Origin of the sequence: Mesobacillus sp. S13, assembly GCF_020422885.1 — a bacterium.
GTDB lineage: Bacteria > Bacillota > Bacilli > Bacillales > Cytobacillaceae > Mesobacillus > Mesobacillus selenatarsenatis_A.
Genome location: NZ_CP084622.1, coordinates 1,271,469 through 1,293,796, shown reverse-complemented (window position 1 = coordinate 1,293,796; position 22,328 = coordinate 1,271,469). Strand labels below are relative to the sequence as shown.

The following is a 22,328-nucleotide window of genomic DNA, read 5'->3' as shown; positions in this document are numbered from 1 at the left end:
GCAGTTAGCCTTTAAACACCAAAAAGAGTACCAGGAAAAACTCCTGGTACTCTTTTTATTAGTTTAGAAAACTATCGTCAATCAATGTTTTAAAGTCTGGTTTGTCTTTAAGGAATTTCAAAGCATAAGATGAATCCGAGAAGTCCTGGATCGCCTGTGCGTCTACTTCATATGTGAAGCCGATGCGGCCCCATGCAAGTTCAACTACATCTTTTTCGAGCTCCTGACCAGTTGTTTCTTTAATGTCTTTAATCGTGATTTCCTGTGCATCTTCTGGATTTTCCTTGATGAATTTCACAGCGTCTTTATGTGCGTTAATAATCTTTTGAACTGTTTCTGGTTTTTCCTCGATCATTTTTCCAGAAGTAACCATAACGGATGCAGGAAGTGTTTCGCCGAAGGATACTTCATCCCAGCCGATGACGACTTCTGCTCCTGTTTCTTTTTCAATAACCGCTGCCCATGGTTCTGGTGCTACAGCGATGTCCACCTTGCCTGCCTTAAGCATTGCAGCGTACTGTGCCGGCTGGCCAGTAAGATGCTTCATCGTGCCGCCGATACGCTGTGAAGTAATACCTTCTGCTTCCAGGTATGTTTCATACTGAACATCATGTGTGCAGCCTACTCCCGGAGTGATGAATGTCTTGCCGGCGAAATCTTCAACGGAGTTGATTTCGACTCCTTTTCTTGCCAATACAACTGTGCCGCCAGTGGATGCACCTGCAATGATTTTAACATCTGCACCTGTTGAGTAGTTGTTCATCGCCGGACCTGGTCCTACAAGACCCGCATCGATCTCACCTGTTTTCAATGCAGTCATGAATGAACCGCCTTCAGCAAATGTCTTATACTCGATTGTTGTGCCATCGCCAAGCTGCTGCTCAAAATAACCTTGGTCTTTTGCCACCATGGCAGGTACGTGATTGATGTTCGGGAAATAACCGATGACGATTTTCTCCTTTTCACCAGATGCTGTGGATGATCCTCCTGCACCGCAGCCTGCGAGCAGCATCGCGAATGTGATTAGAACTGCCAGAAATAATGAAGCTTTTTTCATGTGATTCCCTCCTGTTTTTATGATTCAAGTCCCCAGCGATTCAAGACTGATTTTTCGATACGCTGGAAGATAAGCTGATCTACGATTGTTCCGATGACACCAATGATGATCATGACGCCAATCACGAGTCCCATGTTGCCGAAATCCGAGGCGTAACGGAGCGTATACCCGAGACCAGGTCCCGTGCTTAAAAGTTCCCCTGCCATCAAGGCTCTCCAGGCGAATGCCCATGCAAGCCTTGAACCGGTAACAACATAAGGGATTGCTGCGGGAAAAATGACCCTTTTATATAAATTCCAGCCGGTCACTCCCATTGTTTTGGCTGCCTTTATGAATAATGGCGAAACATTTTTGATGCCCACTCGAATATTAAGCGTCATGACAAATGTTCCTCCCAGAACGACTACAAAAATGACGGCCTTCTCGTTCATGCCGAACCACATGATCGCGAGCGGAAGCCATACAATGCTCGGTACACTCTGAAAAGCAAGGACAATTGTTCCCAGCGTCTCATCCGCCGTTTTGGATTTCGCCAGCAGGACTCCGAGCGCTGTCCCGATTACCAGGGAAAGTCCAAGGCCGATTCCTAGACGCTTGAAGCTGGCAATCAAATCATAGATCAAGGTTTTATCCTGGAATCCTGTGACCAGTGCCTCAAGGACTTTATCCGGAGATGGAAGGATGATTGGCATCCACCATTCCAGCTTGCTGCCCGCATACCAGAAGGCAATGATTGCTGCGAAAAATATGATTCTCTTAATGTGCGGATTCATCTGCAAGCTCCTCCCTGATGACTTTGTCGATCTCCTTCTTGAGGTAGCCCATAATATATTCTTCCAGCTCCACCATCTCTTTTTTATGCTCATCGCGGGGCCTTGGAATGTCTACTTTAATATCCTTAAGAATCACCCCAGGCTTTGTTCCCATCACGATGATCCGGTCTGATAGCTTAATGGATTCGGAGATACTGTGAGTCACGAATAAAATTGTTTTTTGTGTTTCAGCCCATATTGTCTCGAGCTGTCCATGCAGGCGGGAGCGGGTTTGTTCATCAAGCGCTCCAAACGGTTCATCCATCAAGAGAATTTCCGGATTCATCGCAAGCGCTCTGGCAATTGCTACCCGCTGCTGCATTCCGCCCGAAAGCTCATGAGGATAGTGCGAAAGGTACTTGCTCAGCTGGACCTTTTGCAGCTGTTTTTTTGCCTCGGCTTCAGCCTGCTTCTTCGGCATTTCCTGTTTAAGCGGGAACAGGACATTCTCCAGGACATTCAGCCATGGAAAAAGCGCTGCCTGCTGGAAGACCATCCCCCGGTCTTTCCCTGGTTTATCAATTCTTTTGCCTAAAACTGAAACTTCTCCGCTTGTAGCTGGAGTCAGCCCAGCCACGATCGAAAGCAGCGTGGATTTGCCACATCCCGATGGACCAAGAATCGAAACAAATTCCCCTTTATTCACTCCTAGATTAATATCTTTTAAAATATCAACCTGGTGATTATTTTTATCTTCATACTGTTTGTGTACATTGCTGATTTCGATAAACAATTTAACCACCCTATTCTCATAAAACTCATTAGTATAGTCGGAATTAATAAAGTTAATTATAATCTATTCATTCATCTTGTCAACATTTCATTTATTTTTAAAGATCAGCCTGCCCGTTTTTGTTTTACATCCCTTTTTTCGGCAAAAAAATAGACCTGCATGCCAGCAGATCTAAAAGAAATAAGAATATAAAGTCAAGACTGAAATCGAACCAATGACGACCACAATGACATTCGCTCCCATAAAGGCAACGATGAACGCGGCAGCAGCACCAATCAGGCCGTACCAGATGTCTTCCTGGATAAACAGGATCGCTGGGAAAATCAGCGCTCCCAGTGTGGCATAAGGGACGTTCTTAAGGACTCCCTGCAAAAATGGCGGCAGTTCTTTTCCCCGGAACATCACGAACGGAAGCATCCTCGGTATGTAGGTCACGACAGCCATGCCTATGATCATGATGATGATTTCTCTACTCATCTGCATGTCCCCCCCTACCTTTCTTGAATGTTTCTACAGCCTCTACAAGAATGGCTGACAATAAAGTGGCAAGGACAATGGCCCATCCCGTTGACATCAGTTCAGCCATCGTGAAGATCGAGTTGAACGCAGCTGCGAGTGCAGCCAGGTAAATCACTTTCACATTGGTTTTCATCGATGGAACCAATAAGCCGACAAACATAGCGTATAATGCGACTGACATGCTTTCCTGAAGGGTTTGCGGCAATCCGGTCCCGACAAGGTAGCCCAGCCCGGAAAAAACGACCCAGCTCGAGTAGGCAGTGAGATTCAAGCCAAACATATATCCGGCATTGACACTTCCTTCCCGCGTGGCTGCGACCGAAAACGTCTCATCGGTAATCCCGAAGGAATACCCCATCCTCGCTCCAACCGTATCCTCTTCCGCCTTCTCATTCAATGACGCAGACATGAGGAAATGGCGGATATTCACGATGAAAGTAGTCAGTATGATTTCGAAGATGCCAATTCCCTGTGCCAGGAGGCTTAAGGAAATGTATTGTGCAGCACCGGCAAACACAAGCAGACTCATCATGACCGTCTCACCGAGCGCAAGCCCAGTTGTCTTGGCGATCAAGCCAAAGGTAAGCGCAATCGGCATATAGCCTATCGCAATGCTGATGCCTGATTGAATCCCTTTCTTAAAATCTGTTGCATGCTTTACAGCCAATGTACCTTCCACGAGATCCCCGCCCTTTCTATCACTATGTAAAAATCAAAATCCTTTAATCAATTAAAATATATTATACATACTTCCAGCAGCTTGGAAAAGTGTTTCTTTTACCGAAATACTTTGGATGGATGAAAAATTTGAATCCCTGGCCAAAAAGTTCAGTTGGTCGATATATTCGTGAATGTGGTCGATATAATTTAAAATCCGCTGATATATTCGTGAATGTGGTCGATATATTTCAAAATCCGCTGATATATCTGAAAATGTGGTCGATATATTTCAAAATCCGCTGATATATCTGAAAATGTGGTCGATATATTTCAAAATCCGCTGATATATCTGAAAATGTGGTCGAGATTTTCAAAATCGGGCAAACGAATCGAAAAATGTGCAATTTTCATGGTCTCTCAACGTCATTCTTTCCGAAAAAAAAAACACGGCTGCGGCCGTGTTGAGTTACTTTCCTTTAAATTCTGGCTTTCGCTTCTCGCTGAATGCAGCCAGTGCCTCGAGGCGATCTTCTGTCGGGATGGTAACTTCATAAGCTTTGCGCTCAATTTGCAGTCCTGTCTGTAAGTCGGCGTTCATCCCCTGCTTGACGGCGTATTTAGCCTGCTGCAGTGCGACAGGTCCGTTAGCCAGCATCATTTCGGCAAATTTCACGCATTCATCAAGCAAGCTTTCTTTTTTGACAACAGCGGTAACGAGACCATAATCCAGAGCTTCCTCCGCTTTCAGCCGTCGCGCTGTCAATATTAACTCGAGGGCTTTTGCCTGGCCGATCAGCCGTGGCAGTCTCTGCGTTCCACCTGCTCCAGGTATGATGGCCAGGCTCGTTTCCGTCAACCCCATCTGCGTCCCATCCGCTGCAACACGGAAATCACATGCCAGAGCAAGCTCCATTCCGCCACCGAAGGCGAATCCATTGATGGCTGCGATGGTTGGCTGCGGCAGCTGGTCTACCATCGTGAATACCTCGCCGATTTTATAAATATTCCGTTTCACGTCTTCATCAGACAGCGTGCGGCGTTCTTTCAAATCAGCTCCCACGCTGAATGCTTTCTCGCCGGCACCGGTAAAGATCACGACCCTGGCTTCACGGTTTGTCCTTATTTTTTCCATGACCTTCTGTAACTCATCAAGTGTTTCATAATTAAATGCATTTAATGCATCCGGACGATTCAATGTGACGAATGCCGTATGTCCCTCTAATTGAAAATCGATGTTTCCCACCATGCTCAACTCCTTCTCCAATGACATTCTAGCCAAGGCCGCAAATTTCCTGCCCTTTGTCAGAAAAGCCTAAGCGCTTTGACCGACTCCTGGAAGCCTTTGATTTGGACAGATTTAGAATTTGATATCTGAACAAAACAAGGCAGGCATAGCGCCTGCCTCACATCTGTAAAATTATTGTTTTTGTAGTACCTGATTCTTTAATGCTCTTCTTAGAATCTTTCCGGTTGTATTCTTCGGAAGCTCTTCGAGGAACTCGATTGCGCTTGGCACCTTGTACTTTGCCAGGTGCTCACGGCAGTAGTTCAGCAGCTGATCCTCTGTCAACTCAGGGTTCTTGCTGACGACATAACAGCGTACCGCTTCGCCGAGATTCGGGTCAGGTACCCCAAGAACGGCAACCTCGACAATATCCGTATGATTATACAAAACTTCTTCGACTTCACGTGGATAGACATTATATCCGCCCACAATGATCATATCCTTTTTGCGGTCGACAATATAAAAATATCCTTCATCGTCCATGCGGGCTAAGTCTCCTGTGTAAAGCCAGCCATCCCTGATCGTAGCGGCAGTTTCTTCTGGCATTTTATAGTAGCCTGCCATGACGTTCGGGCCGCGGACGATCAATTCGCCAACTTCTCCAGGTGCGACTTCATCGCCCATTTCGTTGACGACTTTGTTCTCAACATTCACGATTGAAGTACCAATAGAACCTGCTTTTCGTGGACGGTCAAGCGGGTTGAAGCATGTTACCGGTGAAGCCTCGGATAAGCCATATCCTTCTGAAACCATTACATTGAATTTGCGCTCGAAATTCTGTAGAAGTGCAACCGGAAGTGAAGCACCGCCTGAAATACACAGTCGGAGCGACTTAAGGTCATCAGGATTTCCTTCTGGATACTGGAATAAGAAATTATACATCGTCGGCACTCCTGCAAAAACAGTTGCCTCGTATTCACGCGCAATCCGGAACACTTCTGCCGGGCTGAACTTAGGGACAATCAAAAGTGTTCCGCCGTTCATCAGCGGCGCATTAAGAGCAACCGTCAGACAGAAAACGTGGAACATTGGCAAAGCAGTGATTACCTTGTCATCTTCATTCATCTTAAGGTAATCGCTTACATCTTTTGCATTGCTATAAAGATTTTTGTGTGTAAGCATAGCTCCCTTAGGCTTGCCTGTCGTTCCTGAAGTATAAAGAATGATTGCGACATCATCTTCATTTAGGTCAGGACCATTGAAATCTAGATCTCCGGAACCCACGACATGTGTAAACGGTTTCAATTTTGAACCTAAAGAAAGCTTGGACATTTCCTCTTCAGACATCTGGCTTTGGCCTGTTTCCGCAATGACGAAGTGTTCGACCTTTGGCAGATGCTGATGCATTTTTTCCGCTAGCGGCAGCATTAAATCCAGCCCAACGACTACTTTTACATCGCCATTGTTCAAGATATAGCCGATTTCATCTGCTGTGTAAATTGGATTGATGGGAATGACTGTTGCACCGAGCCTAAGCGCTCCGTACATACCGATGACAAAATGTGGAGAGTTTCCTAGCAACAATGCGATATGATCGCCTTTTTTCACCCCTAGCTTTTCAAGACCAGAAGCAAACTTTGTGACAGAAGCATCAAGCTCTGCATATGTGCTTGCTTTGTCCATGAAAAAATATGCCGGCTTATTGCCCAGCATTGAGGCAGTGTGATGAAGCTGTGATGAAAGATTCATTAACTCCCTTCCCCCTTTGCGGTGACATGAGTCACCAAACTTTGTAAAAAGTTTTCTAAATATATTATATTGAAAGAAAATTATGGATTCAAGGAAAATATGTCGGAATTCTAACAATTTTACTTTCTCTAAATTAAAAACGCGGTGCATCAACACCGCGTTTCCAAAGTTAATATATTAAGTTAATGAAATCTTCCTTAGAAATATTTCCGAAATAATGTTTTATGTCTACACCTTCCAATGCATGAGCAATTTGGGACCTTTCATATTTAATTCCTGTCAGTTTGTCCTCAATCTCAGTCACATCACCTACACCAAAGAAATCTCCGTAGATTTTGCAGTTTTCAATGATGCCCTTATTTACTTCAAAACGAACATCGACCTGCCCAACCGGGAACCTATGCGAATGCTGCAGATTGAACTTAGGTGATTTTCCATAATTCCAATCCCAGTTCTGGTATCTTTCCTTCGAAAGCTCATGGATATTTTTCCAGTCCTGCTCCGTCAATACATACTCCGGAATATCATCTAGTCCATCAAAGATATTTTTTAGCAGTAAGGAACGGAATTCCTCAATGGTTACCTTTTCGGAGAGGAATTCGGAGATGTTTGCAACTCGGCTGCGGATTGATTTAATACCTTTAGATTCAATTTTGTCTTTTTTTACGTTAAGTGCTGAAACTACGCTTTCAATCTCTGAATCAAACAGAAGCGTTCCATGGCTGAACATCCGCCCTCTTGTCGAAAATTGAGCATTACCGGAAATCTTTCTTCCTTCTGCCAACAGGTCATTCCTTCCGCTTAATTCCGCATTGACTCCTAGCTTCCTCAGTGCATTCACCACTGGCTCAGTAAACTTCCTGAAATTGTGGAAGCTTTCGCCATCGTCCTTCGTGATAAAGCTGAAATTCAGGTTGCCAAGATCATGGTAAACAGCACCTCCACCAGATAATCTGCGGACAACATGAATGCCATTCTTGTCGACATATTCAGTATTGATTTCTTCAATTGTATTCTGGTTCTTGCCAATGATGATAGATGGTTCGTTTATATAAAACAGTAAATATGTTTCATTGATGTCAAGGTTCTTCAAGGCATATTCTTCAATTGCCAGGTTGATTCTTGGGTCAGTGATTCCTTTATTGTCAATAAATAACATGATTGATTCTCCTTTTTAAAGAGTGATTTCCAGCCCTTCCCTTGCGAGGGTGATAGGGCCATTGAAAATGCTCGAAGCTTCTGAAACAAGCTGATCTATTTCCCCGTAATGCGGCAAATGGGTCAGGACCAGCTGCTTAACCCCCGCCTCAGCCGCAAGCTTTCCGTTATCATAGCTGTTCATATGGCCAGCACCTTTGCCATCCTGGTTCCCGTAAAAATTGCATTCGGAAAGCAGCAATTCTGCACCTTGAGCAAACGAGATGAACTCTTCCTTAAAGGAAGTATCGGCAGTATACACCAGGGACTTGCCTCCTGCTTCGATCCTCATCGCATAGCAAGGAACCGGATGGACTGCAGCCAGGAATGAAATGGTGAAAGGCCCTATGTTCAGCTTATTAGCCGGATCATAAGCAACCCCTTTGGTGATGTTTTTATATGTAAGCTTCGCAAACTCCTGTTTATCCTGAGTATGTCCATAAATCGGAAGCTGCGGGGACTTTTTACCCAGGAAGCCCTGAATCAGTCGGGCATGCTGCAAGACGCCGATATCGGCAATGTGATCCGGATGATAATGTGACAGCACCAGGGCATCCAGCTCTTCAGGCTGGACGAAATTTTGGAGTTTTGCCAGTACACCGCTGCCAAAGTCGATCATCAGCTTAAACCCTTCATGCTCAAGCAAATATCCGGTGCTTGCCTCATTCACCTTTGGATATCCACCCCAGAAACCTACTATAGTCAGCTTCAATGATTTCCCTCCTATAATCACGCTTTTTCTTTCACTATACTTCATTCTGCCCATTTTTTCACTAGAATGGCTTTTTCAGAAAATTATGATTGACGTCATCCGTTCTGTTATAATACAATAAAATAAATAATAATACTGTATTAAAACATCACATATTTGGAGGGAACAACATGATTGAAAATGTCGTAGAATTCTTTCGTAATTTGCCGAAGAAGCAGTGTATTGAGTGTGGAGAATCGATTGACGAACAGCATGAATGCTACGGAAATAAGTGTGATGGATGCATGGACCCTGGTAAACTATAAATCTTGATTCGTTTTCCTTCCCCGGTTTTCCGGGTGTAATACAATCCCTTTTCCGCAGTTTTAAAAACTGCACATGAAAAGCCAGCTCAATAGCTAATTGAGCTGGCTTCTTTTTTGTTATAGCTGTTTTGACAATAGAATGTTATTCAACTAACACGGCGAATTTCCTTTTGAACATCCAATGGAAAAATAATGCTGTGCCTGCTGCAAGGACTAAAATATATCCTGCCAAAATCCCTGCATTTTGCCACATGAAACTGAAATCCCCGCTTGAGATGACAGCCTTGAAACCTTGCACTGAATAGGTCATTGGCAAATATGCATTAAACTTTTGCAGGAATCCCGGAATTAACTCCAATGGGAATGTTCCTGCGCTTGTCGTAAGCTGCAAGATCAGGATAATGATTGCTACAAAACGTCCTGGATCTCCTAACAAAGTCACAAGGAACTGAATCAGTGCGATAAAAGTCAGGCTTGTGATAATGGAGAAGACCACGAATAGCGGAACGCTTTCTACATCAAGACCCAGCCCCATTAGAAGGATGGCATCGGCTGCCAGTGCCTGCAATATGCCGATTCCAGCCAGGATACTGAATTTGCTGAAGAACCAGCTTGCACCGCTTGAAGGAACTCCAGCTGGCTCCCTTAATGGGAAAACGATGGAAAGCAGCAACGCACCAACAAATAAGCCAAGAGATAAGAAGTATGGCGCAAATCCTGTTCCATAGTTCGGAACTGATTTGAATGTTTCATTCGCCAGCTTTACTGGTGCAGCAAGCATATTGTAGGTTTCTTCATCTGGATTCACCTTTGCTTCTTCTGCGCCCTCTTTCAGCTTTTCAGCAAGCTCGGATGTCCCAGCCGCTACCTTGGAATTTCCTTCAGACAATTCTCCGGCACCTGATGCCAGTTTGTCAGCTCCGTCGGTCATAGCTGCGGAACCAGCTGCCAGCTGATCCATTCCGCCAACAAGTTGGGAACTTCCATTTGCCAGTTCAACAGAACCAGCTTTCGCCTCGCTCAGCTTGTTACCGAACAGCTGGAGACCCGAATGAAATTCTTCGTGGCCAGCTGCCAGTTTCGCAGCACCAGTTTCCACTTGTCCACTACCTGCTGCCAGTTCCAAGATTCCCTGCTGGAGCTCACCCTGGCCGACAATGACTTTATTCAAACCAGCTGATAATTCCCCCGACCCTGCAGCCAGTTTACCTGCTGAGTCTGAAAGTTGCGCTGACCCATTCTCAAGACCTGCACTGCCAGCTTCGAGTTTAGCAAGCGCTGCTGCAAGCTCTTTTTGTTTTTCAGGATGGTCTTTTAATAAAGGTGCCATCCCCTCCATTTGTTTTTGCAGTTCTTGAATGCCGGCATGAAGTTCTGCCGCTCCGCCAGCTGCATTGTCAGCCCCATTTTTCCAGTCTGCCAGCTTTTGGCCGAGATTTTCTGAACCCTGTTCAATTTGTTTAGTACCCTCAATCAATTCTGGTATCTTGCTGCTTGCCTGATCTAAACCTGCCTTTACTTGTGAAGCACCTGTCTGCAAATCTTTCTGGCCTGCCAGAAGTTGGTCCGAAGCTTCCTCAAGCTTCGTTTCCCCTTCCTCCAATTGACCAAGTCCTCCAGCGAGCTTTCCTGCTCCATTCGCCAACTCTTTGGCACCGGAATCAGCTGAGTTCATTCCCTGGTTGAACTCAATAGACTTGCTTGCGAGCACCGATAGATTATCATAAAGCTCGATGCTTCCATCCTTAAGCTTGACCGCACCGTCGTTCAGTTCCGAAGCTCCGTCACTCGCCTGGCCAAGTCCATCTGTCAGTTCACCAATTTTGTCAAACATCGTTTCCGCATACGTTTCAGAAACCTTCTCGGACACGGAAGCCTTGATTTTTTCTGCTGCTGTTCCCCCAATCTGAGCAGATAAAAAGTTGAAGCTTTCATTAGGAACATAAACAAGTTCGAGCTTTTCTGGGTGTTCATCCATCAAAGTTGTTGCATTTTCGGAGAAATCTTTCGGAATTTTTATGAGCATATAATATTTTTGCTGCTCCAGCCCTTTTGTCCCTACTTCTTCGGACACAAACTCAAATCCAAAATCCTGGTTTTCCTTTAATTTTTCAACCAGGTCATTGCCAAGTTCAAGTGTCTCCCCGTCAATTGTTGACCCTGAATCACTGTTGACAACAGCTACTGGAAGGTCTGAAAGGTGTTCGTACGGATCCCAGAATGCCCATAAGAACATTCCGCTGTAAAGAACCGGTATGAACAAGACGGCAATGATCGGAATAAGAAGCTTCTTATTTCGAAAAATAGAAAGCAACTCTTGGGTGAATAGATTTTTCTTCATTTTTAGCCCTCCATGATGTAATTAATGACCATTTTGTTCACTTGGTCATTTTACTGTTAAAAATAAGGACTATCCTTAATCAGACAATCCTTTGAAGATATAAAACTCAAACAAATCAGAGATTTTTTCTTTTTCGAGTGGTTCGTTCTTTTTTTCCCAATCAAAAATCAGCGCGATATAAAGCTTCATCATGATGAACGCTGTTATCTCCGGGTCGCATTCCTTTATTTCGCCCTTTTGAATTGCCTGGATGACTTTTTCCTTAATAAAGCTAAGGATCGCCGATTCCACTTTATCCATAACCTCCAGGACAGCTGGAGTCCCAATATCCCGGGCTTCTTGCGAGAGTTTGATTGTCAATTGATGCTTCTTACGAAATTCCAGCAGCCTATATAAAGCTCTGTGGACATTTTCATAAAAAGAGTCTGATGAATCCACTGCTTCATTTGCGACTTCTTTCATTTCTTGGATGAGGCCATTAACAATTTCATCGAAAAGCTGTTCCTTATTTTTGAAAAAGGTATAAATGGTGCCTTTCCCAACGTTCGCCAGCTTTGCAACCTGATCAATCGTAGTCGCCTTATAGCCGTACAGTGAAAAAGAGTTGGTCGCTGCTTCAAGAATCTGCTGTTTTCGGTCAACCGCCATGTTATCACCTCCAAAATGACCAAATGAGAAAAACGGTCAATACGTCAATAAATAATTTATCATGTATTTAACACTATGGCAAGGGTGGAAAAATAAAAAACCCTAAAAAGGGTTTTTTATCAAGAGTTGTATATATTCAATGATGAAACAGTCGTTATCCATGAAGCTTCAAATATGACAAGATCTTTTCGACAGCTGCCTCACCCTGGTCTATGCAGTCTGGAAGGCCGACTCCCTCATAAGAGCTGCCGCCTACGAAAACACCCGGAAGCTCACTGGCCAAATCATTCTTCAGGTTCGCGACTCTTTCCTTATGTCCGACAGTATATTGCGGCATGGCTTCTTTCCAGCGTGACACTACTGCAAAATCAGGCTGTGCCTGGATATCCATCGTTTTATTTAAATCTTCTAACGCAATCTTGATGATTTCATCATCCGAAAGCTCAACAATTGCCTCGTCACCTGGCCTGCCGACATAAAGACGGAGCAGGACTTTTCCCTCCGGAGTGGTATGAGGCCACTTTTTGTGTGTCCATGTGCAGGCAGTGATTGTATAATCACTGTTCCTTGATACAACAAAGCCTGTACCATCAATATCTTCTTTTATGACACTTTCCGGGAATGCCATGGCAACCGTCGCAACGGAAGTCGAAGGCATATCGCGGAATGGATCGAAGATATGTTCGTGGTCTGAGAACATATGCAGCGCTGCTTCATGCGGAGCAGCTAAAAGGATGCTGTCTGCATCAAGCGATTCGCCGCTGCTCAGCCTCAGGCGGTAACCATTCTCCTGTTTGCTCACTTTATCGACCCTGATTCCCTTAATGACAGAACCAGGTTCAAGCTTGGATTCGATCGCGTCGACAAAGGATTGCAGACCAGTCGTCACAGTCAGGAACATTCCTTTTTTCTTCGCCTGTCCCGTTTCAGCAGGCTTCTTTTTTGCCGTGGGAGTTGTCTTCTTTGTGCCAAGAATCAAGCTTCCATATTTCTGCTCCACCTGATAAAATTGCGGAAAAGTGGACAGTAGGCTCATATTATCAATATTTCCAGCATAAATACCTGAGAGCAGGGGTTCAATCAGGTTTTCAACGACTTCATCACCAAGCCTGCGCCGGAAAAATTCGCCAAGGGACTGGTCGCCTTTTATCTTTGAAGGTGGCATAAAGAAATCTCCAGCAGCCCGGAACTTACCTGGCCAGGAAAATAAGCCGGTTGTAACGAAGGGACCGATTTGAGTAGGAATTCCCATCACTGCTCCGCCAGGCATAGGGTGGAGCTTGTCCTTCACCAGCACATATGATTTCCCTGTACTGTTATTGACCAATTTATCTCCTAAACCTACTTCCCTGGCCAGTCGCCCTGCGCTCTCTTTTCTTTCCAGGAAGGAATCGGGTCCTCTTTCGATGACAAAACCATCTTTCACATACGTTTGCATTTTCCCGCCAACACGATGGGAGGATTCGACCAGTTTCACATCCAGAGGAAGCTGGTTCTCCCTGGCATGCTTTTGCAAATAGTATGCTGCCGCCAAACCTGTAATGCCGCCCCCTACAATTACAACATTCTTTTTTTCTGTCACGGTAAATCGCCTTCTTTAAATAAGTTTTATCGTGAAGTCGACAGCTTCTTTAAAATGATATCTGCCAATGCATCAATGAATTCAGGCTCTGTATTCGGCATTGCCGGCCTGTAATAGCTGGCTCCGATTTCTTCAGTCACGACTTTGCATTCATAATCATTGTCATACAGCACTTCCAGATGGTCGGAAACAAACCCAGCCGGCACATAAACAAATGCTTTATAGCCATTTTTCTCGAACAGTTCCCTCGTCAGATCCTGTACATCAGGGCCAAGCCATGGCTCAGGTGTGTTGCCGGCACTTTGCCAGCCAACCTCATAATTTTTCACGTTCGCATGTTTTGCAATTAAATCAGCTGTTTCTTTTAATTGTTCAGGGTACGGATCTCCCATTTGTAGAATCTTCTCAGGCAGGCTATGGGCAGAAACGATCAAAACTGAGCTCTCGCGCTCTTCAGCAGGCATTTCAGCGAAGGTCTTTGCCACGCGGTCGGACCAGTATTTGATGAATTTCGGCTCATCGTACCACTGTTCAACCGATACAATTTCAGGTCCGCCCAATTTTGCCGCTTCTTCCTTTGCGCGGCCATTATATGATTTGACGCTGAAAGTTGAAAAATGCGGTGCGAGCACAATGCTTACTGCCTCTTCAATGCCATCGTCATTCATTTGCTTCACGGCATCCTCGATGAAAGGTTCGATATGCTTCAATCCAAGATACATCTTGAATTCAACCTCATCCTGGATGCTGTTCAGGTGCTGTTCGAGCTTCTCGCCCTGCTCCACCGTGATTTTCGCAAGTGGAGATATGCCGCCAATCGCTTCATAGCGTTGTTTCAAGTCCTCAAGCATTTCCGGTGCCGGCGGGCGGCCGTGGCGGATATGTGTATAGTAACGTTCAATATCTTCTTCTTTGTAGGGTGTGCCATATGCCATCACAAGCAAACCCATCTTTTTCTTAGTCATGATTGCACCTCTTTTTCGTGTCTCTAAGCTTATATTCTGCCAAAAACAAGTCCATTTTACAAAATGTAATGCTCTGGAACAGAATACAGACTATTTGCCTAATTTTGAGGCAGAGTACTCATGGATGAAAGCAGTCAGCTTTTTCAATGTCTCAGGGTTCACAGATGGGAATACTCCATGGCCCAGGTTGAAGATGTAGCCTGGCTGTCCCATACCCTGGTCAAGGATCGCCTTTGCCCTTTCTTCAATCACATTCCATGGTGCAAGAAGAATTGCAGGATCAAGATTTCCCATGACGGTTTTCTGGATTCCAAGTTCGCGAGCTTCGTTCACCTGAAGACGCCAATCAAGTCCAACTACATCAAGCGGAAGGTCGTTCCATTCCATGGCCAGATGGCTTGCACCAACACCAAACATGATCAATGGTACATTTTCTTTCTTAAGCTCAGAAAAAATCCTGTTCATCACGGGCTTGATGAATGTACGGTAATCCTGGACATTCAGTGCTCCTACCCAAGAATCAAAGATCTGGATTGCTTTAACTCCTGCTTTGATTTGGGATTTCACATATGTAATCACCATATCACCAAGCTTGTCCATCAACGCAAACCAGGCTTCCGGTTGTGCGTACATGAATGCCTTTGTTTTGTTATAATTCTTTGAAGGTCCGCCTTCAATCATATAGCTTGCAAGAGTGAACGGCGCTCCTGAGAAACCGATCAATGGTACAGAAAGCTGTTCTTTTGTAAGAAGCTTGATTGTGTCCAGTACGTATGGAATATCTGATTCAGGGTTGATCGAACCCAATTTTTCAACATCAGACAATGTTTTTACAGGATTGGCAATGACAGGTCCGATTCCTGATTTAATTTCTACATCTACTCCCATAGCTGGCAGCGGTGTCATGATGTCCTTGTAAAGAATCGCCGCATCCACGTCGTATTGTTCTACAGGAAGCCTTGTTACATATGCGCAAAGCTCAGGCTGGTGCGTAATTTCAAATAAAGAATATTTTTCCTTGATTTCTCTATACTCAGGCTGTGACCTGCCAGCTTGTCTCATATACCAGACAGGAACGTAATCTGTAGCTTCTCCTCTGGCTGCTTTTAAAAATGTATCGTTAATAATCTTGCTCATTAAGTGTGGTCCACCTTTCAATAATGTCTGTAATCCATTGTAATATAAAAGGATTAAAATAAAAAACAACTATTTTACGAATCGGACAAGCGGTAGCCCGCGTTGTGTATACAAAAATAAACAAACTATATACACTATATCGTTTTTAATAGCCGATTTCATAGGAAACGCTGCAAATTGTCGAAAATTCGTCGAATTTATGTTTTTAGCTTCTCTTAAAAAGGGAAAATAGATGAAGATGTTAAATCATTATAATAGAAGGAAGTACTTAAAATTTAAAATGAGGTGAAAAGATGAATTTATTCATTACATCCGGAACAGCTGATTTTCTGTTAAAAATAAAAGAAAAACACCAAGCCGAAAACATGGTCCTGATGAACAACAACGAATCATCCATCCTAGTCCATGAGACTGAAAAGAAGACACTATTCAGTTCTCCGAGGAAATATGAAGTGATCGATTCTGCCGGCCAACTCGGCCATGAAGGCTTTGCTGTTTTCAATAATATCCCTGTTACTGATGAGGGAAGGCCGCTTTTTGAGGATCGCTTCCTGAACCGGCCAAGGCTGATAGAAAATGAACCGGGCTTTGTCGCCATCCGTGTACTGCGGCCATTGAGCTCAAATACTTATATTATTTTGACCGTTTGGGAAAATGAAAGCTCATTTGAAAACTGGCAACAATCAAAAGCCTATGCACATGCACATAAGAATCGCGGAACAGAGTCAGGAATTGATGGAGCAAGACCTAATATTTTCGAAAGCGCCTCTTATGTATCTAAATATTATATTGAAAGCGAATGACCGTCTTCCTTTGCGCCACCATTTAGGTAATGGGTGGCGCTTTTTTCTGATATAGGGGCATTTCCTGTCTCCATCAGGCCGATGGATGGCGCTTTTTCTTGATCCTCCGCCGTTTCGTGTCTCCATCAAGCCAATGGATGACGCTTTTTTCTGGCCAACCGCCTTTTTGTGTCTCCATCAAGCCGATGGATGGCGCTTTTTTCTGGTCAACCGCCTTTTTGTGTCTCCATCAGGCCGATGGATGGCGCTTTTTTCTGGTCAACCACCATTTCGTGCCTACATCAGGCCGATGGATGGCATCTTTTTCTGGTCAACCGCCATTTTGTGCCTCCATAAAAGAGGGTGTCATCTCGTGACACCCTCCTCTACTTATGAAGTCTTGATCAACCCGTTACGATTTGCATATACTGCTGCTTGTGTTCTGTCGGATAAGGCGAGTTTACCTAAAATATTGGAAACATGGGTTTTGACTGTTTTCACGCCGATGAATAATTCCTCGCTGATTTGCTGGTTTGTCATTCCTTCACCAATACATTTCAAAACCTCAAGCTCCCTTTCTGTCAGTTCATCGTGTGGTTTGCGCTCTTGTGGCCTTAATCTTTTCATCATCCTGTTGGCTACCTTTGGTTCAATGACTGTTTCTCCTCTGGACGCCTTTTCAATCGCCCTGATGACTTCGGAAGCAGAAGCTGTCTTTAACATATAGCTAAATGCTCCTGCCTCGATTGCTGGAAAAACCTGTTCATCGTCATAAAAACTCGTGATGATGATGATTTTGCATTCTGGATAAAAGCTTAAAATCTCTGTTGTTGCTTCAATTCCCGTCCCATTCTCCATTAGCAAATCCATTAGTACAACATCCGGTTTTGTATCTTTCACTAATGCAACAGCCTTTTTTCCAGAATCTGCCTCGCCAACAATTTCGATTGACGGTTCGGTTTCCAGATAGGAAATGATGCCTTTTCGGACCATTTCATGATCATCCACTACCGCTACCCTGATTTTCTCCATTACTCTTCCCTCCTCAACGCAGGTATCCTAATTTCAATATATGTTCCTTCATCCGCTTTCGAACGGATATTATATGTACCGCCAATTTGCTCGCACCGTTCCCTCATCGTCTTAAGACCGTAGGATGCCATTTTCTCTTCGTGGATGTCGAAGCCTTTCCCATTGTCACCTATGTATAGATGTATATATTGCTGCTCCTCTGTCAGTATCAGTTTCACTTTAGTCGCATCGGCATGGCGGAGGATATTGGACAATGCTTCCTGGACGATCCGGAATATATGCTCCTCAGCCGCTTGCGAAAGATGCTCGATCTCATCGACGCTTGCTTCGAATGCCAGGTTCGTTTTTTGCTTCAGTTCCCGGATCAGTTTAATAATCCCCTCACACAAACTCTCCCCACTCAATTGGACAGGCCTCAAGTGAAGAAGAAGGGCCCGCATCTCACCCTGCGCTTTGCCTGCTATTTCAGAAATTTGCTCCAGCTGTTTCCTGGCCTTTTCTGGCTCCTGATCAAACCATCTTAGTGAAGCTGATGACATCATGCTAAGAGCGAACAGCTGCTGGCTGACTACATCATGCAAATCCCTGGCAAGCCTTTGCCGTTCCTCCATGGTCGCGACCGACTTTGCCGTCTTTGATAGCTCTGTTTTTTCCTCTGCCAGCCGCTGCAGTGAATAGACCTGTTCCTGGAGGTATTCGGATAACTGATTGAGTTCCTCAGAAATCAGCCCGATTTCATCTTTTTCTTCTGTCATAATTCTTTCCGTGAATTTACCTCTGCGCAAAGTCGCAATGAACAGCAAAATGTCGCCCAGTCGCCCCTTGATTACATAGCTGCCTCGTAAACTGAAGTAAAATCCAACCGCTGCCATAGTGACAAAGCTATACAGCCAAAACCAGAAGGTCATTGCAGTAGAAAGGCCGCTGTCTGGCACAAGGAAGATGAAAATTTGAAGGCCAATGAAGAGGATGAGAGAAGTGATGAAAGCCATCATCAAGAATGTTTGGATGAACCATAAGCGGATACTTGTCATTTCCTTCTCCCTCCTACACTCGATCAATTCTTACAGAACCGATTTTCAATTCAATCGTAATATTCAACTTCCTTACTGCCTTGTCATAATCATCCGACTTATAGGCGACGACGTGCTTTATTTGCTCCTGAGCGTAATCAAAGAGCTTTACTTCACCGACGCCAATGACAGCATCTATCTTTACCGGAACATCCTCTGGTATGAGCATCTTCACTTCACCAACCCAGCCTCTTACCCTTATAGGCGTTTCCCTGTCAGGAATGAAGCCTTTACTGAAGTCGATAAAATATTCCCCTACCATATTGTATAAATCCATCGGTTCGACTGCCCAGTTTTGCTTTTTGAATGTCACCTTTCCAACCGATACCCCTCGTATTTTCTTTAAAGAGGCTTGGGGCAGTGAAGTGCTTTCCAACTCTTTCTCTGACGATATATCAGTTTGATAAATAACCTTGATTTTTTTACTTTTAAAAAGAATGGCTGCCCCAAAATAAACCAACACTAGCGGCCATAGCTTCCACACATCAAAAAATCCAAAATCAATCACATTAAACCGGTCCATGATCAGGAGCGATGAAAAAAGGACGATGAATGATCCCCATCCAAACTGCTTTCTCATCAGAGGCACTAACCCATAGACTAGTAGTAAAAAAGGATAGGTTACGACAAAAAGCTCTTTTATTTCCAAGGAAATGACACCTAAGTTAACTAGCAGAAGGATCATTCCCAAACCTGATAGTAGGACAGCTGCAGCTATCTGATTCACCGAACGTGTACCCAAAAGTTCCCCCTTCTTTCTTTCCATCATAATCACTTATTCTTTTCTGCCTCGGAAAATCCCTTTATTTTACGCTTAATCTTTAGCTTCATTTTACAGGCTGGCTTGATTTTTTCCGCCCCTCTCAAGAAGCTTTTCCCCTCCGTCTCGAGACCGATAAAAAATTATCTGTTTCCGCTCACACCTTTTCGCGGCCATCATATCCTGTAGTACTCAATTAGGAAATTTGCCTATATTTCACGAAGTGGAAACAGCATGTCATTTAGAAAGGAGCTTCATTTTATGGTAATAGAATTATCCGCACTACATTGGATCTATGTTTTATTCATTTTCCTGATTATCGGATTCATGGTAATGAGGAGAGACACAACGCTAATATCGATTATCGGGATCTTCTTACTGGCAATCGTTGCGACTGGGTCGCTGAGTGCCTCGGTGAGCAGCATATTCAATAGTTTCATCTATGCCATTACCGAGCTGTTGCCTACCATTCTAGTCATTTCGATTATCGTGGCAATGAGCAGGACCCTTACGGTAACCGGAATCAATGATGCAATGATCTCCCCCTTTGCCAAGCTGATCAAAACACCAGCACTTGCTTATTGGACGATTGGGATTGTCATGATGATCATATCCTGGTTTTTCTGGCCTTCTCCGGCAGTAGCCTTAATGGGAGCCGTTCTTTTACCTGTGGCAGTAAGAGTCGGATTGCCAGCGCTCGGTGTAGCAGTCGCAATGAACCTTTTTGGGCATGGAATTGCCCTCTCTGGAGACTTTGTCATCCAGGCAGCTCCAAAACTGACTGCAGATGCAGCTGGTCTTCCTGTCAGTTCAGTAGTCCATGCCAGCATCCCGCTGGTCATTGTGATGGGGCTCGTCACAACCGTCACTGCTTTCTACTTATTAAAAAGAGACATGAAAAACGGAAAGCTAAAAAGCGGGGGTGCGTTAGAACTAGATATGGACCAAACCAGTGACCCCAGCTTATTAACAAACGGTGCAAGGAAGTTTTTCGCTATCCTGATCCCGGTTTTATTTGCAGCAGATGTCGCTGCCATGTCCATTCTAAACTTACAGGGGGGCGATGCCACTGCACTGGTAGGCGGTACCTCGATCTTCATCCTTCTTCTCATATCCATCGCAGCACATAAGAATAAAGGTCTCGAAAAAACAACCAGTTACCTCATCGAAGGATTCCAGTTCGGCTTCAAGGTTTTTGGCGCCGTCATCCCAATCGCCGCCTTCTTTTACCTTGGTGATTCAGGATTCATCAAAATCATCGGTGAATTCCTGCCAGAAACTTCCCAGGGTATCGTTAATGACCTTGGTGTGGCGCTCGCTTCTGTCGTTCCGCTCAGTGCTGAAGTTGGTGCGATTACGCTCACTGCTGTTGGTGCCATCACCGGCCTCGACGGTTCCGGCTTTTCCGGTATCTCTCTTGCAGGGTCGGTAGCAGCGATTTTCTCGACTGCCATAGGGGCCGGTGCGGCTACCCTGACTGCCCTTGGCCAAATTGCTGGCATATGGGTTGGCGGCGGCACTTTAGTTCCATGGGCATTGATTCCAGCGGCAGCGATTTGTGGTGTCGATCCGTTCGAATTAGCGAGAAGGAATCTGCTTCCTGTCACAATCGGACTTATTGTCACCACGATTGTAGCCATGTTCCTGATCTAATTTAAAAACACTGGATGCCATTCAATGGCTCCATTTATATACGAAGCTTCCTTCAAGGGAGCTTCTTTTGCTATGATTCTAAAATGTTTTTATCCTATATATGTGCTATAATTATTTAAATTATCAAACTATTATACATAAGGAGATGAAACAATTGCAGGATCAGCTTTTTAGAAAAATAGATAACCTTTTTCCGGAGATGGTGGAAATCCGACGGTATATGCACCAACATCCTGAATTGTCCTTTCAGGAAGTGAACACCGCGCAATATATCCAATCATTCTACGAAAAACTTGGCGCAGAGGTCCGCGCTAATGTTGGGGGAAATGGCGTAGTCGCAAAAATCCATGGTGCTAAGCCTGGCAAAACGGTTGCGCTTAGAGCTGATTTTGATGCCCTGCCGATTCAAGACGAGAAAGATGTACCATACAAATCTTTGGTTCCAGGTGTGATGCATGCTTGCGGACATGATGGACACACAGCTACATTATTGGTACTGGCAAAGGTACTATACGAAAACAGGGAAAATTTGCAGGGTACGTATGTAATGATCCATCAGCATGCAGAGGAATATGCTCCAGGCGGGGCCATCTCGATGATTGAAGACGGCTGTCTTGAAGGCGTCGATGTCATTTTCGGCACCCATCTATGGGCCACTGAACCGACAGGAACCATACAATACCGGATCGGCCCCATCATGGCAGCAGCTGACCGGTTTGAAATTGCGATCCAGGGAAAAGGCGGACACGGCGCACAGCCGCATAAAACGAAGGACGCCATCGTCGCCGGTGCACAGCTTGTTTCGACCTTGCAGCAAATTGTCAGCAGACGTGTGGACCCTGTCGATTCTGCTGTTGTGACCGTCGGTTCCTTCGTTGCAGAAAATGCCTTCAATGTAATTGCTGATAAAGCAAAGCTGAACGGCACGGTCAGGACCTTCAACGAATCAACCCGGGATTTTATTGCAGAGGAAATAGAAAAAGTAGTCCATGGAACATGCCTGGCAACAGATTGCACATATGATTACCAATATGATAAAGGCTATCCAGCCGTCGTCAACCATGCAGCAGAAACTGAATTCCTGATTGACTGCGCTACAAAGGTGCCGGAAGTGACGAAAATAGAAGAAAGTGCCCTTCAAATGGGTGGTGAAGACTTTGCTTACTATTTGCAGAATGTAAAAGGTACCTTCTTCTTCACCGGAGCTAAGCCTGAAACAGACGGCTCCTATCCACACCATCACCCAAGATTCGATTTTGACGAAAAAGCAATGGTCATTGCGGCAAAAACTCTTTGCGCAGCCGCACTCAACTATCAAACAAAAGCACAAATTAAACACGAAATAAGTGAGACATTAGCATAAAGATTCCAATACAAAACACCTCC

The 22,328-nt window shown here is 44.6% G+C and carries 21 protein-coding genes; 4 read left to right on the top strand and 17 right to left on the bottom strand.

Annotated elements, in window-relative coordinates; genetic code table 11:
• Positions 1-58: 58 nt before the first annotated feature.
• From LGO15_RS06525 to LGO15_RS06485, 9 genes are all read right to left on the bottom strand, one after another.
• Positions 59-1,057, bottom strand: a complete 999-nt coding sequence (locus LGO15_RS06525; RefSeq protein WP_167832107.1) for an aliphatic sulfonate ABC transporter substrate-binding protein — start codon at positions 1,055-1,057, stop codon at positions 59-61.
• A 17-nt stretch (positions 1,058-1,074) separates the two neighbouring features.
• Positions 1,075-1,830, bottom strand: a complete 756-nt coding sequence (locus tag LGO15_RS06520) for an ABC transporter permease (RefSeq protein ID WP_167832106.1) — start codon at positions 1,828-1,830, stop codon at positions 1,075-1,077.
• Positions 1,814-2,602 (bottom strand): ABC transporter ATP-binding protein, encoded by a 789-nt coding sequence (locus LGO15_RS06515; RefSeq protein ID WP_167832105.1) that lies wholly within the window; start codon positions 2,600-2,602, stop codon positions 1,814-1,816. Before LGO15_RS06515 ends, LGO15_RS06520 begins: the two co-directional genes overlap by 17 nt.
• A gap of 171 nt (positions 2,603-2,773) precedes the next feature.
• Complete coding sequence (locus LGO15_RS06510) at positions 2,774-3,079, bottom strand: AzlD domain-containing protein (protein WP_167832104.1); 306 nt, start codon at positions 3,077-3,079, stop codon at positions 2,774-2,776.
• Entirely contained in the window at positions 3,072-3,800 is a 729-nt protein-coding gene (locus LGO15_RS06505; RefSeq protein ID WP_226087131.1) for an AzlC family ABC transporter permease, read from the bottom strand. The genes LGO15_RS06510 and LGO15_RS06505 overlap by 8 nt, the downstream gene beginning before the upstream one ends.
• A 447-nt stretch (positions 3,801-4,247) precedes the next feature.
• On the bottom strand, positions 4,248-5,027 hold the full coding sequence (locus LGO15_RS06500) for an enoyl-CoA hydratase-related protein (RefSeq protein WP_209437926.1): 780 nt from the start codon (positions 5,025-5,027) through the stop codon (positions 4,248-4,250).
• Between the two features lie 171 nt (positions 5,028-5,198).
• A complete protein-coding gene (locus LGO15_RS06495) occupies positions 5,199-6,755 on the bottom strand; it encodes a fatty acid--CoA ligase family protein (protein ID WP_226087130.1) in 1,557 nt (518 codons plus the stop codon).
• A gap of 169 nt (positions 6,756-6,924) precedes the next feature.
• On the bottom strand, positions 6,925-7,914 hold the full coding sequence (locus tag LGO15_RS06490; RefSeq protein WP_167832102.1) for a lipoate--protein ligase: 990 nt from the start codon (positions 7,912-7,914) through the stop codon (positions 6,925-6,927).
• 15 nt (positions 7,915-7,929) lie between these two features.
• The gene (locus tag LGO15_RS06485) at positions 7,930-8,664 is read right to left on the bottom strand and encodes an MBL fold metallo-hydrolase (protein WP_226087129.1); all 735 of its coding nucleotides are present in this window, start codon (positions 8,662-8,664) and stop codon (positions 7,930-7,932) included.
• Positions 8,665-8,834: 170 nt separating this feature from the next.
• Here LGO15_RS06485 and yhfH point away from each other — a divergent pair, with 170 nt between their 5' ends.
• Positions 8,835-8,969: a protein YhfH gene (gene yhfH, locus LGO15_RS06480; RefSeq protein WP_214781845.1), complete on the top strand. Its 135-nt coding sequence runs from the start codon at positions 8,835-8,837 to the stop codon at positions 8,967-8,969.
• 142 nt (positions 8,970-9,111) lie between these two features.
• On the opposite strand, the gene LGO15_RS06475 is transcribed toward yhfH, so the two are convergent.
• From LGO15_RS06475 to hemE, 5 genes are all read right to left on the bottom strand, one after another.
• The gene (locus LGO15_RS06475) at positions 9,112-11,310 is read right to left on the bottom strand and encodes a YhgE/Pip domain-containing protein (RefSeq protein WP_226087128.1); all 2,199 of its coding nucleotides are present in this window, start codon (positions 11,308-11,310) and stop codon (positions 9,112-9,114) included.
• A gap of 75 nt (positions 11,311-11,385) precedes the next feature.
• The gene (locus LGO15_RS06470) at positions 11,386-11,958 is read right to left on the bottom strand and encodes a TetR/AcrR family transcriptional regulator (RefSeq protein ID WP_167832099.1); all 573 of its coding nucleotides are present in this window, start codon (positions 11,956-11,958) and stop codon (positions 11,386-11,388) included.
• A gap of 154 nt (positions 11,959-12,112) precedes the next feature.
• Positions 12,113-13,540, bottom strand: a complete 1,428-nt coding sequence (gene hemY / locus LGO15_RS06465) for a protoporphyrinogen oxidase (protein ID WP_226087127.1) — start codon at positions 13,538-13,540, stop codon at positions 12,113-12,115.
• Positions 13,541-13,566: 26 nt separating this feature from the next.
• Positions 13,567-14,505 (bottom strand): ferrochelatase, encoded by a 939-nt coding sequence (hemH, locus tag LGO15_RS06460; RefSeq protein ID WP_167832097.1) that lies wholly within the window; start codon positions 14,503-14,505, stop codon positions 13,567-13,569.
• A gap of 90 nt (positions 14,506-14,595) precedes the next feature.
• Positions 14,596-15,642, bottom strand: coding sequence for a uroporphyrinogen decarboxylase (gene hemE, locus LGO15_RS06455; RefSeq protein WP_226087126.1), 1,047 nt, complete (start codon positions 15,640-15,642; stop codon positions 14,596-14,598).
• 293 nt (positions 15,643-15,935) lie between these two features.
• Between hemE and LGO15_RS06450 the strand changes: the two genes are divergently transcribed.
• On the top strand, positions 15,936-16,445 hold the full coding sequence (locus LGO15_RS06450; RefSeq protein ID WP_226087125.1) for an antibiotic biosynthesis monooxygenase family protein: 510 nt from the start codon (positions 15,936-15,938) through the stop codon (positions 16,443-16,445).
• Between the two features lie 369 nt (positions 16,446-16,814).
• Here the strand turns inward: LGO15_RS06450 and LGO15_RS06445 are convergent, their stop codons facing one another.
• The 3 genes from LGO15_RS06445 to liaF are packed head-to-tail and all read right to left on the bottom strand — an operon-like array spanning position 16,815 to position 19,271.
• The gene (locus tag LGO15_RS06445; protein WP_226087124.1) at positions 16,815-17,456 is read right to left on the bottom strand and encodes a response regulator transcription factor; all 642 of its coding nucleotides are present in this window, start codon (positions 17,454-17,456) and stop codon (positions 16,815-16,817) included.
• Positions 17,456-18,490, bottom strand: a complete 1,035-nt coding sequence (locus tag LGO15_RS06440; RefSeq protein WP_226087123.1) for a sensor histidine kinase — start codon at positions 18,488-18,490, stop codon at positions 17,456-17,458. Before LGO15_RS06440 ends, LGO15_RS06445 begins: the two co-directional genes overlap by 1 nt.
• Before the next feature lie 13 nt (positions 18,491-18,503).
• Positions 18,504-19,271 carry a cell wall-active antibiotics response protein LiaF gene (gene liaF, locus LGO15_RS06435; RefSeq protein ID WP_226087122.1) on the bottom strand — a complete coding sequence of 256 codons (768 nt, stop codon included), beginning with the start codon at positions 19,269-19,271 and terminating at the stop codon, positions 18,504-18,506.
• Positions 19,272-19,550: 279 nt separating this feature from the next.
• Here liaF and LGO15_RS06430 point away from each other — a divergent pair, with 279 nt between their 5' ends.
• Positions 19,551-20,942, top strand: a complete 1,392-nt coding sequence (locus LGO15_RS06430) for a hypothetical protein (protein WP_226087830.1) — start codon at positions 19,551-19,553, stop codon at positions 20,940-20,942.
• A 154-nt stretch (positions 20,943-21,096) separates the two neighbouring features.
• Positions 21,097-22,305, top strand: coding sequence for a M20 family metallopeptidase (locus LGO15_RS06425; RefSeq protein ID WP_318999826.1), 1,209 nt, complete (start codon positions 21,097-21,099; stop codon positions 22,303-22,305).
• Positions 22,306-22,328: the final 23 nt, after the last annotated feature.